12 protein-coding genes are annotated in these 12,998 nt (G+C 35.4%); 6 read left to right on the forward strand and 6 right to left on the reverse strand.

What is annotated here, in order from left to right:
- Positions 1-206 precede the first annotated feature (206 nt).
- Positions 207-776, reverse strand: a complete 570-nt coding sequence (locus ACIQ2J_RS04790) for a TetR/AcrR family transcriptional regulator (RefSeq protein ID WP_396167236.1) — start codon at positions 774-776, stop codon at positions 207-209.
- Between the two features lie 143 nt (positions 777-919).
- On the opposite strand from ACIQ2J_RS04790, the gene ACIQ2J_RS04795 reads away from it, so the two are divergent.
- On the forward strand, positions 920-1,228 hold the full coding sequence (locus tag ACIQ2J_RS04795) for a rhodanese-like domain-containing protein (RefSeq protein WP_396167237.1): 309 nt from the start codon (positions 920-922) through the stop codon (positions 1,226-1,228).
- An 11-nt stretch (positions 1,229-1,239) separates the two neighbouring features.
- Here the strand turns inward: ACIQ2J_RS04795 and ACIQ2J_RS04800 are convergent, their stop codons facing one another.
- Positions 1,240-2,187, reverse strand: a complete 948-nt coding sequence (locus ACIQ2J_RS04800; RefSeq protein WP_396167238.1) for a GSCFA domain-containing protein — start codon at positions 2,185-2,187, stop codon at positions 1,240-1,242.
- A gap of 11 nt (positions 2,188-2,198) precedes the next feature.
- Positions 2,199-2,861: a TrmH family RNA methyltransferase gene (locus ACIQ2J_RS04805; RefSeq protein WP_396167305.1), complete on the reverse strand. Its 663-nt coding sequence runs from the start codon at positions 2,859-2,861 to the stop codon at positions 2,199-2,201.
- 61 nt (positions 2,862-2,922) lie between these two features.
- On the opposite strand from ACIQ2J_RS04805, the gene ACIQ2J_RS04810 reads away from it, so the two are divergent.
- Positions 2,923-3,612: an SIR2 family NAD-dependent protein deacylase gene (locus ACIQ2J_RS04810; RefSeq protein ID WP_396167239.1), complete on the forward strand. Its 690-nt coding sequence runs from the start codon at positions 2,923-2,925 to the stop codon at positions 3,610-3,612.
- Between the two features lie 74 nt (positions 3,613-3,686).
- Complete coding sequence (gene purB, locus ACIQ2J_RS04815) at positions 3,687-5,030, forward strand: adenylosuccinate lyase (RefSeq protein WP_396167240.1); 1,344 nt, start codon at positions 3,687-3,689, stop codon at positions 5,028-5,030.
- 101 nt (positions 5,031-5,131) lie between these two features.
- Here the strand turns inward: purB and guaB are convergent, their stop codons facing one another.
- Complete coding sequence (gene guaB, locus ACIQ2J_RS04820) at positions 5,132-6,604, reverse strand: IMP dehydrogenase (RefSeq protein WP_396167241.1); 1,473 nt, start codon at positions 6,602-6,604, stop codon at positions 5,132-5,134.
- 169 nt (positions 6,605-6,773) lie between these two features.
- On the opposite strand from guaB, the gene ACIQ2J_RS04825 reads away from it, so the two are divergent.
- Positions 6,774-9,263, forward strand: coding sequence for a cation-translocating P-type ATPase (locus ACIQ2J_RS04825; RefSeq protein WP_396167242.1), 2,490 nt, complete (start codon positions 6,774-6,776; stop codon positions 9,261-9,263).
- Between the two features lie 256 nt (positions 9,264-9,519).
- Here ACIQ2J_RS04825 and ACIQ2J_RS04830 read toward each other — a convergent pair whose 3' ends face one another.
- Positions 9,520-10,383 (reverse strand): hydroxymethylglutaryl-CoA lyase, encoded by an 864-nt coding sequence (locus tag ACIQ2J_RS04830; protein WP_396167243.1) that lies wholly within the window; start codon positions 10,381-10,383, stop codon positions 9,520-9,522.
- Positions 10,384-10,604: 221 nt separating this feature from the next.
- On the opposite strand from ACIQ2J_RS04830, the gene ACIQ2J_RS04835 reads away from it, so the two are divergent.
- Together ACIQ2J_RS04835 and ACIQ2J_RS04840 are read left to right on the forward strand one after the other, a co-directional pair.
- Positions 10,605-11,216: a SatD family protein gene (locus ACIQ2J_RS04835; protein WP_396167244.1), complete on the forward strand. Its 612-nt coding sequence runs from the start codon at positions 10,605-10,607 to the stop codon at positions 11,214-11,216.
- Complete coding sequence (locus ACIQ2J_RS04840; protein ID WP_396167245.1) at positions 11,213-11,923, forward strand: DUF3307 domain-containing protein; 711 nt, start codon at positions 11,213-11,215, stop codon at positions 11,921-11,923. The genes ACIQ2J_RS04835 and ACIQ2J_RS04840 overlap by 4 nt, the downstream gene beginning before the upstream one ends.
- Here the strand turns inward: ACIQ2J_RS04840 and ACIQ2J_RS04845 are convergent.
- A complete protein-coding gene (locus ACIQ2J_RS04845; RefSeq protein ID WP_396167306.1) occupies positions 11,906-12,928 on the reverse strand; it encodes a quinone-dependent dihydroorotate dehydrogenase in 1,023 nt (340 codons plus the stop codon). The genes ACIQ2J_RS04840 and ACIQ2J_RS04845 overlap by 18 nt on opposite strands.
- Positions 12,929-12,998: the final 70 nt, after the last annotated feature.

Here is a 12,998-nt window from a genome sequence, read left to right on the forward strand (position 1 = left end):
TTTAATCAAACTAACAACTGTTAGTTTACAATGCAAATTTACTGAATTTTTTGATATGTTACGAAAACGTTGTATTTTTTTAATTATCCATTTATTTACTTAAAATTAAAAGTTTATTTTTTTTAAACCATTAAGGAATTAAGGTTCATTAAGTTTTTTGGGTTTTCTCGCAAAGAAATCTTTACATTATTAAGGTTAATCGTTTATCAAACTATTCCGTTTAAAAGCACTTTGGTCATATTGTTTCTAAGGGTTTTTTCACTAAGTTGATTGGTTTTTTTATACCAAATATACATGGTTCGCAAGGTAGAAAGTATGGAGAAAATAATTACATCTTGATTGTGGTTTTGAATTTCTCCGTCTTGGATTCCTTTTTTAACGATAATTCTAAAATTGTCTTCATAGTCGTTTCGCATTTTTATAAAATACTCTAAATCGGAATAGGTAAGATGCATCCAATCGTTATTTAAACAAGCAAGCGCATGAGAATCTCTAAGTGTAATGTCAATATGCAATTGAATAATTCGCTCAATTTTTTTGATGGAGGATTCGTTTGAATGGACCACCTCATTCATGGTATTAGTAAATTCTTCGGCTATTTCGATAATAATTAAAACCAGAATTTCCTGTTTGGATTTGATGTGGTTGTACAAACTTGCAGCTTTAATATCCATTGCTTGAGCGATGTCGCGCATGGTTACAGCGCTATAGCCTTTCTCTTTGAAAAGTTTGGCGGAGATATTTATGATTTCGGTTTTTCTATCGGTAATCTTCATACGATTTCAAATATAAAGAATATTTTGGTTTACGTAACCTTTGTTACAAAATTGTAGTTCAAAATAATTTAATTTTGGCCTCAGATTGTTTTTGCAGTTTGCATTATAGAAGTAAAGAATTTAAAAATTTAAAAAATAATAATATGGGATTATTAAGCATGTTGGGTTTAAGCGGAAAACAAGAAAATGTAGCCGAATTTATGGCTAAAGATGCCGTAATTGTAGATGTAAGGACTCCGGGTGAATTTCAAGGAGGTCATATAAAAGGATCGAAAAATATTCCGTTGAACGTTCTATCGGACAAAATCTCGGAAATAAAAAAATGGAATAAACCAGTTATTGCTTGTTGTGCAAGTGGTATGCGTAGTGCTCAGGCAACATCTATTTTAAAAAGTAATGGTGTGGATGCCATGAATGGTGGTGGATGGAGTAGTTTGCAAAATAAATTGTAAACGCTTTTTATTTAGAAATTCATAAATGGAAATTGCACCATAAGTTGTGCTGCTTTTTCAGAAAGATTTTGAAGAAATTTAGTATGGCTTATCGACTGTGGATGAAATGGACGATGGGCCATTCCTTTTTGGACACTTGCTACTTCTTGCATAATTGGATATGCTACTTCGGCAATAGTGCTTTCGCAAAAGCGTTCCCAGATGTAATCAATAGCAACTTGATTAGGATGTAACATATCTTGGGCATAAAAACGATAATCACGAAGTTCATCCATCATAATTTCGAATGAAGGGAAATACATGGAAGTTGGGAGATGGAAGATGGAAGTGTGCAAAGCAGTTATTAAATGCGCCTTGCTTCGTTGGTTTTCTACAAAGCCATCTTTAAGGTGACGCACTGGGGAAATGGTAAAAATCACGTTGCAATTTGGATTTACTTTTTGAATTACATCTAAAGTATTTTGGAGGCATTTTTCTATTTCTTCAACAGATAAAATTTCTTTATCAAATTGATTTTGGGGTACTTTATGGCAATTGGCAACAACTTCATTGGAAGATTTAAATTTATAAATCCAAGAGGTTCCGTAGGTTATAATTATATGAGTGGCATCCGTTAATTGCTGGTTCGTTTCTTTAAGAATTTGATTCAAATTCAATAAAAAATCTTCTTTATTATCGGAATTTAAATCGGAATGCACTTCATAACAATGCCATAATTCGTTATGAAAAAAAAGGTCGGATTCGGTGAAATAATTTAGGTGGACGGCTCTATCAATAATCTTTTCAATAGAAGCCGGATTGAAAACAATTCCGAAGGGATTAGTGGTGTTTTGGAATTTAAAAAAATCGAATTTTTCTCCTATGTTTTCTGCAAAACAAGAACCCAAAGAAACAATTTTAGACGAATAATCTATTGGTGTATTGAATTTTGCGATTGGAATTTTAGTAGTGAAATTCATATTTCTTTTGCTTAAATATTGTGTTCTGCATTGTACCGTGCTTCAATTCGCTTAATGTCCTTAATGGTATTCTTAGCCCATTGCAATCTTTTTTCTAGGATTTCATTTTCAGATAATTGCCAATGGATGTCCGATTTATGCAAACGGCTCATTAAATTCTGAATAATAATCGCAGCAGAAACCGATATATTCAAACTCTCGGTAAATCCAGCCATTGGAATTTTAAGGAAACCATCGGCATTTTGAAGTACTTCTGCAGACAATCCATCCCTTTCGGTTCCGAAGAAAAGGGCGCTTGGTTTTGTAATATCAAAATCATCCAACTCACAATCGTTTTCGTGTGGTGTGGTAGCAATAATCTGATAACCTTTACTTTTCAATTCTGAAATACAGCCCGAAATACTATCAAATCGATTGACGTCTACCCATTTTTGGGCACCCATCGCAATTTCTTTATCGATAGATTTAGTGTAGCGTTCTTCAATTACATTGAGTTGTTGGATACCAAAAACCTCACAACTCCGCATCACCGCACTGGTATTGTGCAACTGGAAAATATCTTCCATGCAAATGGTAAAATGATTGGTTCGTTTTGCCAAAACTTGCTGGAATCGTTCCTTTCGATTATCGGTAAGGATATTTTCTAAAAAAGCGAGGTATTCTAAATCGACCATTTGAGGAATTATTTTTGGCAAAAATAGTAAAATTGTGTAGCTTTAGTTCCAAATTAAAGAAATGAAAAAATTAGTAGTATTAACAGGAGCCGGAATTTCTGCAGAAAGTGGCATCAAAACCTTTCGCGAAAGCGATGGACTTTGGGAAGGTCATAACGTAATGGATGTTGCAACGCCCGAAGGTTGGCGTAAAAATCGAGAATTGGTTTTGGATTTTTACAACCAACGTAGGAAACAATTGCATACGGTGCAACCCAATATTGGCCACCAAATTCTAGCCGAATTAGAACACTATTTTGAGGTGCATATCATCACTCAAAACGTAGATAATTTACACGAACAAGCAGGTAGCACCAATGTTTTACACCTGCATGGCGAATTATTTAAAGTTCGAAGCGTGAAAGACAAAAACTACATTTTAGATTGGAAAACCGATTTAATTTCTGGTGATTTGGATCCTAATGGATTCCAACTTCGACCACATATAGTTTGGTTTGGAGAAGATGTTCCAGCACTAGAAGAAGCATTAGTATTAACCCAACAAGCCGATTATTTTGCAGTAATCGGAACGTCTTTGCAAGTATATCCAGCGGCAGGATTGGTGGAATATACTCCGCCAAACATTCCTATTTATTATATAGATCCAAATCCTGGAACGATGCAAAATGTAAGAAATAAAGTTGAAATAATATCCTTAAAAGCCAGTGAAGGAGTACCAATATTAAAAGACCGATTACTGAATTTAATGTAAAAAAAATGAATGCTGAGCACTGAACACTGAACACTATTGCTTACTTTTGCGTCTTCAAATAACAACACAACAACATGCAACTAACCGAATTAAACGCTATTTCTCCTATTGACGGAAGATATAGAAGCAAAACCGTTTCCTTATCGCAGTTCTTTTCAGAAGAAGCACTAATTAAATATAGAGTTTTAGTAGAAGTAGAATATTTTATTGCGCTTTGCGAAGCCAATCTAACACAACTTAAAGGTGTAAACAAATCTATTTTTGAAGATTTACGCAAAATTTACACTACCTTTTCTACCGAAGATGCTCTTTGGATAAAAGAAACCGAAAAAACCACCAACCACGATGTGAAGGCGGTGGAATATTTTATCAAAACTAAATTTGAAGCCTTAGGGTTAGACCAATATAAAGAATTCATCCACTTTGGGTTGACTTCTCAGGACATCAATAATACAGCCATTCCGCTTTCTACCAAAGAGGCTTTTGAAAAAGTATATTTACCCGGTTTGATTTCGGTAATTGCCAAATTAAAAGAATTAGCCATTGAGTGGAAGAATATTCCGATGCTTGCTAGAACCCACGGACAACCGGCTTCTCCTACCCGATTAGGAAAGGAAATTTTGGTTTTTGTAGAACGTTTGGAAGAACAAATGCGTTTGTTGTTTAACATTCCGTTTGCGGCAAAATTTGGTGGTGCTACTGGAAACTACAATGCCCATCATGTGGCATATCCAACAACCGATTGGAAGAAATTTGGAACCGATTTTGTAGAATCTACTTTAGGATTACACCATTCTTTCCCAACTACTCAAATAGAACATTACGATCATTTTGCTGCCTTTTTTGATGCATTAAAACGAATCAATACCATTGTAATGGATTTGGATCGCGATATTTGGACTTATGTTTCGATGGATTATTTCAAACAAAAAATCAAAGCAGGCGAAATTGGTTCTTCTGCCATGCCACATAAAGTAAACCCAATTGATTTTGAAAATTCGGAAGGAAATTTAGGAATTGCCAATGCTATTTTTGAACACCTTTCGGCAAAATTACCGCTTTCAAGATTACAACGTGATTTAACGGATAGTACCGTTTTACGAAACATCGGAGTTCCAATGGGACATACCTTAATCGCATTTGAAGCCACCTTAAAAGGATTGAATAAATTGGTTTTGAACGAACCAAAATTCGCCGAAGATTTAGAGAAAAATTGGGCCGTGGTTGCCGAAGCGATTCAAACTATATTACGACGTGAAGGTTATCCAAATCCGTATGAAGCCTTGAAAGATTTGACAAGAACCAACACGGTTATCAATAAAGAAGCCATTCAAAATTTTATTCAAACCTTAAAAATTTCTGATGAGATTAAAGTGGAATTGATGCAAATTAGCCCAAGTAATTATTTAGGGATTTAAAATTTAACCGCAAAGAACGCAATGGTTTTACGCAAAGTTCGCAAAGATATAATTTGCGAACCTTGCGTTTTTTCTTTGTGCACCTTGCGGTTAAATAAGAATTATCTCGAATAATTCGGAGCTTCTTTCGTAATCGTCACATTATGCGGATGACTTTCTCCAATTCCACTTGCAGTAATTCTCACAAAACGACCTGTTTCTTGAAGAGTTGGAACGTCTTTAGCACCGCAATATCCCATTCCGGCACGGAGGCCACCAACAAATTGTTGCATACTTTCGTTTAGCTCTCCTTTGTAAGGAACACGACCTACAATTCCTTCGGGAACTAATTTCTTAATATCGTCTTCCACATCTTGAAAATAACGGTCTTTCGATCCATCTTCCATGGCTTCAATAGAACCCATTCCGCGGTAGGACTTAAATTTTCTTCCTTCAAAAATAATAGTTTCTCCGGGAGATTCTTTGGTTCCGGCTAATAACGATCCTAACATGACGCAATCGGCTCCTGCAGCAATCGCTTTCGGAATATCCCCTGTGTAACGAATTCCACCATCGGCAATAACGGGAACTCCGGTTCCTTTTAAGGCTGCTGCAACTTCCAATACAGCAGAAAATTGCGGAAATCCAACACCGGCAACTACTCTCGTAGTACAAATGGATCCTGGTCCAATTCCAACTTTCACTGCATCAGCACCATTGGCAACCAAATATAAAGCCGCTTCTGGTGTAGCAATATTTCCAACTACTACATCCAATTCAGGAAATTTTTCTTTTACTTGTTTCAAAACTGTCACCACACCTTGCGTATGTCCGTGAGCAGTATCAATAATCACAGCATCTACACCAGCATTAACTAAAGCAGTGGCTCTTTCCAGAACATCGGCAGTTACTCCTAAGGCGGCAGCTACACGCAAACGTCCGAATTTATCTTTATTGGCATTTGGTTTCTGAGCCAATTTTGTAATATCTCTAAAAGTAATTAGTCCAACTAATTTATAATTGGCATCTACTACTGGAAGTTTTTCAATTTTATTTTGTTGCAAAATTCCCTCAGCCTCTTGCAAAGTAGTTCCTAAAGCAGCAGTCACTAAATTTTTAGAAGTCATGACTTCAACAATAGAACGGGAGTTTATTTTTTCAAATCGTAAATCGCGGTTGGTTGCAATCCCTTTAAGGATTCCATTTTCATCTACCACAGGAATTCCACCAATTCCAAATTCTTTCATAGCTTGTTTGGCGTCCCCAACAGTTGCTGTTAAAGGCAATGTAACAGGGTCAATAATCATTCCGGCTTCGGCACGTTTTACTTTTCTAACTTTGGCTGCTTGTTGCTCAATAGTCATGTTTTTATGCAAAACACCAATTCCGCCTTCTTGTGCCATAGCAATTGCCATCGAACTTTCGGTAACGGTATCCATAGCTGCAGAAACAATAGGAACGTTTAACGTAATGTTTCTAGAAAACTTCGATTGGGTACTCACTTCGCGTGGTAAAACTTCAGAATAATTTGGGATGAGCAGAACATCGTCGTAAGTAAGACCTTCGCCAACGATTTTAGAAGTGTGTGCTTTCATGCAATTTGTAGTTGTAGTTAAATTGCGAGCAAATATAGTAAAAAGTTGGAAGTTAGAAGATGGAAGTTGGAAGTTTTTTCTAAAGCATCAAAACTACTCTTTAATAATGACTTAAAAAGGGTAAGAATTGAATTAAAATCACTACCTTAGTTAACCTCATTCCTTTTTTATGTTAGATATTAATAAAAAACCTACAGGACTCTCTAATGAAGAAGTAATTTCATCTAGAAACAAAGGCGGAACTAACTCTTTAGAACACCAACAAAAAAATCATTTTCTTATTTCCTTAATAGAAATGGTGAAGGAACCGATGTTCTTACTATTGGTTGCTGCCGCAAGTATTTATTATATTTCTGGCGATTATGGCGATGGAATCTTTATGACGGTTGCAATTGTTTTAGTTTCTGCAATATCCTTATTTCAAGAATCTAGAAGTCGTAATGCGATTGATGCCTTAAAAAAATTATCCCAACCCAACAGTAAAGTGTTTCGAAATGGCATTTTAATTGCAATTCCAAGTGAAGAAATTGTGCTGGGCGATAGTATTCAGATAGAAGAAGGTCACTTTATTCCTGCCGATGCAATCATTGTACAATCGAATGATTTTTCGGTTAATGAAGCTGTTTTAACAGGCGAATCGCTATCGGTATTTAAAGATGAAAATTCCGAAAACAAACAAGTTTTTCAAGGGACTATAGTAGCAACAGGATTGGCAATTTGTAAAGTAACTGCCATTGGAAACCAAACTAGTCTTGGAAAAATAGGCGCTAGTTTAGAAGAAATAATAGAAGACAAAACACCTTTACAAATTCAGATTAACAATTTTGTAAAGAAAATGTCTATCATCGGATTAGTTATTTTTGGTAGCGTTTGGGGAATGCAATTTTACCGCTCCAAACTTATTTTGGATAGTTTACTCAAGGCCTTAACCATTGCAATGAGCGTTATTCCAGAAGAAATTCCGGTGGCGTTTGCCTCTTTTATGGCACTTGGTTCTTGGCGGTTAATGAAAATGGGGGTCATTACCAAACAAACTAAAACGGTAGAAACTCTTGGAAGTGCCACCGTAATTTGCACCGATAAAACGGGAACCATTACCGAAAACAAAATGAGTTTGGCACAATTGTATCTTTTTGATTCTAAAATAATTATTGATACTAAAGAAAAACTAAATCCAGAAGCCGAAGAATTGCTGAGTTACGCCATGTGGTCTAGCGAACCTATTCCGTTTGATGCTATGGAACTTGCCATTCATGATGCTTACGCAAATCTGGAAAGCGTAGACGAAAGACCAAATTATAAATTGGTTCACGAATATCCTTTAGGCGGAAAACCACCTATGATGACGCATGTTTTTGAAAGTGCAAAAGGTAAAATAATTGCGACTAAAGGGGCACCTGAAGCCATTTTGGAAGTTTGTAATTTATCGGAAACCGAAAAGAATACCGTTATAGATGCCATGAATACTATGGCTGCCGAAGGATATAGAGTTCTTGGCGTTGGAGTTGCCGAGTTTTCTGGAACGAATTACCCGAAAACGCAACAAGAGTTTCAATTTGCTTTTAAAGGATTAGTAGCATTTTACGATCCGCCAAAAGAAAATATTCAGAAGGTTTTTGAGGCCTTTTATAAAGCCGGAATTAAAGTGAAAATTGTCACTGGAGATAACGCTGCCACGACCACGACCATTGCTAAACAAATAGGTTTTAAAGATACAGATAAAGTATTAAATGGTGACGAACTGATGGAAATGGACGCAGCAACTTTAAAACAAAAGGTTATGGAAACAGCAATTTTCACAAGGATGTTTCCCGAGGCCAAACTAAAAATCATTCAAGCCTTAAAAGATAACAACCAAATTGTTGCCATGACTGGCGATGGTGTGAACGATGGGCCCGCTTTAAAATCGGCGCATATTGGAATTGCCATGGGTGAAAAAGGGACTGAAATTGCCAAACAGGCCGCCAATTTAATCTTGATAGACGATGATTTTGCCAAGATGATTGATGCCATTGCCATGGGAAGAAAAATATATTTGAATTTGAAAAAAGCCATTCAATACATTATTTCAATTCATATTCCGATTATCTTGATTGTGTTTATTCCATTGGCTTTGGGATGGATGTATCCGAATATTTTTACTCCGGTTCACATTATATTTTTGGAAATTATTATGGGTCCGACTTGTTCTATAATTTATGAAAATGAACCTATGGAACGCAATTTAATGTTGGAGAAACCGAGACAATTAACGACTACTTTTTTCAATTTGAAAGAAATTACGATGAGTATCATTCAAGGTTTAGTAATTACTTTAGGATTGCTTTTTGTGTACCAATATTGCTTAGCAGAAGGATGTACAGAAAACGGAACTAGAACTACAATTTTCTTGACTTTAATTGCTTCCAATATATTTCTAACCTTAGAAAATCGTTCGTTTTACTATTCGATATTTACAACAATTCGCTATAAAAACAATCTAGTGTTGCTGATTATTGGAATTACAATTCTCATTACTTCATTATTATTATTTGTTCCTGTTTTCTCTAAATTCTTCTTATTTGAAAAAGTAGATTATAGTCAAATTGGGTTGAGCGTTTTAGTAGCGTTTGTATCGGTACTATGGATTGAAATTTATAAGATTTTTAAAAGACATTAATTTTTTTTGACACGAATTACACGAATTTGCACAAATTAATGTGGATTGAAATTACACGAATTAATGAATGCGGAATATCGATTACTGAACACTGAGAACGGAGCACTGCCCCTATAGCCCAGATAGAAATGGAAAGCATTTTATTGAAGAATTCTATTTTTTGTTGCGCTAAAAAAGCGACCAACGGAAGCTCTTTTTAGTGCTTACAAAAAAAGAATTCTTGATAAAATCTTGGAATGGATAGCTGGATTGGCTTCTAATGAAACTCTCCAAATAAACGAGAAGCAACGTTGTAAGCGCTTTCAAAACTCATTGGACTGGTGTTGGTATCGGCCTTGTGTTGAGTGAAATAAGACAACATTTTTTCGGTGGGCATGTTGCCGGTTAAGTCGTCTTTTGCCATCGGACAACCACCAAAACCTTGGATAGCGCCATCATAACGACGGCAACCGGCTTGGTATGCGGCATCGATTTTTTCAAACCATTTATCGGGAGTGGTGTGCAAATGGGCACCGAATTCGATGTTTGGGTATTTCGGAATTAAATTGGAAAACAAATAACTAATTACCTCTGGCGTAGAACTTCCGATGGTGTCGGAAAGAGATAAAATTTTCACGCCCATAGTGGCTAATTTTTCGGTCCACTCGCCTACTACATCGACATTCCATGGGTCGCCATAAGGGTTTCCGAAGCCCATAGAAATATAAGTCACGACTTCTTTATTGGTCTTGTCGGCAATTTCTAAAATCTCTTGTAACGTGATTAAACTTTCGGCAATAGTTTTATGGGTATTTCGCATTTGAAAATTCTCGGAAATCGAGAAAGGAAACCCTAAATACTGAATTTCTTTGTGAACGGAAGCCATCGTTGCACCTTGTGTATTGGCGATAATTGCCAATAATTTACTGGTCGTTTGGGATAAGTCTAACTGTGCTAAAACCTCGGCAGTATCTACCATTTGAGGAATGGCTTTGGGTGACACAAAACTTCCAAAATCAATAGTATCAAACCCTACCCGAAGCAAGGATTGAATGTAATCTACCTTCCGCTCGGTGGGAATGAAAGGTTTGATGCCTTGCATGGCATCACGTGGACATTCTATGATTTTGATTTTGTTCATCTGTTGTCAAAGATACTAAAGAAATCGATTTTACGAAATCGATTTTTACAGAAGTGCTAAAATATATTTATTTGGAGATTATTACACTTTTTGGTAATAATGTAAAATATTACACATTTTGGTAATAATTAAAAATATTACGTATTTCGGTAATAATTTGAAATATTACACTTTTTGGTAATACTTTTTGTTTTATTCAAAATAATTAGTACTTTTGATCTATGATTGTGATACTTACAGCAGATATTATTAACTCGAGAAAGGTAGTTTCTAAAAAATGGATGGACGATTTAAAGACGTTATTCCAGCCTTTTGGAAAGTCTCCAAACGATTGGGAGATCTATCGTGGAGATGAATTTCAGATGGAAATTAAAAACCCGGAAGATGCCTTTTTAATAGCGTTTCAGATAAAAGCGTTCTTTAGATCGATCCACTTAGATGTTCGCATCAGTTTGGGTTTTGGAGATAAAACATATAAGGCTAGAAAAATTACAGAAAGTAATGGGAGCGCCTTTATTCGCTCGGGAGAATTATTTGAAACTTTAAAAAAGCAAAAGCTTAATTTAGCAGTTAATTCGGGCAATGAAGCGTTTGACGAAGAGGTAAATTTGATGTTGAAATTAAGTTTGTCTTTTATGGATAATTGGCTACAGCAATCTGCTGAATTTGTTTTGGTTGCCATTCAAAATCCTACGCTTTCACAAGAAGAAATTGGAGTAAAACTTGGCATAAATCAAGCCGCTGTGAGCCGAAGACAGAAACGTTCCAACTATGAATTAGTACAGCAATTAGAAAATTATTTTAGAAAAAAAGTCCAAACACTTGAAGCATGATTGTCTTTGTAAAACTTCTTTTAGCGCACTTATTTGGCGATTTTTTATTGCAACCCACCTCTTGGGTTCTCGATAAAGAAAAGAAAAAGCATCGAAGTGTTTACTTGTACTTACACACCTTTTTGCATTTCATTTTAGCTTGGGTATTGGTAGGAGAAATAGCATTTGGTTGGTACGCATTGGCATTGGCAGTTACGCATGGTTTTATTGATTTTTTGAAATTGCATTTTCAAACTCAAAAAACAAAACGCACTTGGTTTTCTGTAGATCAGATTTTGCATTTAATTGTTATTGTTGCGATTACATTAATTTACAATAACACTCCAATAGATAATACCGCTTTTAATAATTCCTTTTGGATAGTATTTACAGGGATTATTTTATTGACGAAACCAACTTCTATAATCATCAAAAACATCATTTCTATTTGGACTCCAGAGAATAAAACTAAAGATGATTCGCTTCAAAATGCCGGAAATTACATTGGGATTTTGGAACGCCTTTTTGTGTTCTGTTTTATTTTAACAGGCCATTTTGAAGCAATTGGATTTTTATTGGCAGCAAAATCTATTTTTAGATTTGGGGACTTGAAAGAAGCAAAAGACCGAAAACTAACCGAATATGTTTTAATCGGGACTTTACTGAGTTTCGGAATTGCTTTATTAATCGGACTTTTGACGCAAATGTGCTTAGGATTTTCTTCTTAGAATTTCCTTATTAATTTCCTTAACTAATTTTGGCCCTTCATAAATAAACCCAGTATATAATTGAATTAAACTGGCTCCAGCATCCAATTTATCGATGGCATCTTGGGCAGAATGAATTCCACCAACTCCAATAATAGGAAACGATTTATTACTTTTTTCCGACAGAAAACGAATAACTTCAGTAGAACGATTGGTTAGTGGTTTACCCGATAATCCGCCTGTTTCAGCTTTATTTTCGGACTTCAAACCTTCTCTAGACAATGTAGTGTTAGTAGCAATTACACCTGCAATTTTAGTTTCGTTGACAATGTCGATAATGTCCAAAAGTTGGGAATCGGTTAAATCGGGAGCGATTTTTAATAATATAGGTTTATGGTTTGTTGTTTGTAGTTTATTGTTTTCTAAAGTTTGTAACAGCTTTTTTAAAGGCTCTTTTTCTTGAAGTTCGCGAAGATTTGGAGTATTTGGCGAACTTACATTTACCACAAAATAATCAACATAATCAAAAAGCGCTTCAAAGCAAATTTCATAATCTTGTGTCGCGTTTTCGTTTGGAGTAAGTTTATTTTTCCCAATGTTTCCGCCTATTAAAACGTTCTTGTTTTTCTTTAAACGTGTTACGGCTTCTTGAACGCCTCCGTTATTAAATCCCATTCGGTTGATGATTGCTGAATCTTCTTTCAAACGAAACAATCGTTTTTTCGGATTTCCTTCTTGACCTACTGGAGTTAATGTTCCGATTTCTATAAATCCGAAACCAAAATTAGAAAGTTCGCTGTACAACTTGGCATCTTTATCAAAACCCGCAGCGAGTCCGACTGGATTTTTGAATTTTAATCCGAAAACTTCCGTTTCCAATCGTTTGTCATTAACTAAATATAGGGCTCTAAAAAGGGAGGGAACTCCTGGGATTTTAGATAATAATCGAATTAAAGAAAAGGTGAAATAATGTACTTCTTCTGGATCAAATAGAAAAAGTAACGGACGAATTAGTAATTTGTACATAGTGTTGTAGTTGTGTGCTGCAAAAATAGAAAATTGTTTGGAGTTGGAAGTTGGAAGTTGGAATAAAATA

The organism is Flavobacterium sp. (genome assembly GCF_044357305.1).
GTDB lineage: Bacteria > Bacteroidota > Bacteroidia > Flavobacteriales > Flavobacteriaceae > Flavobacterium.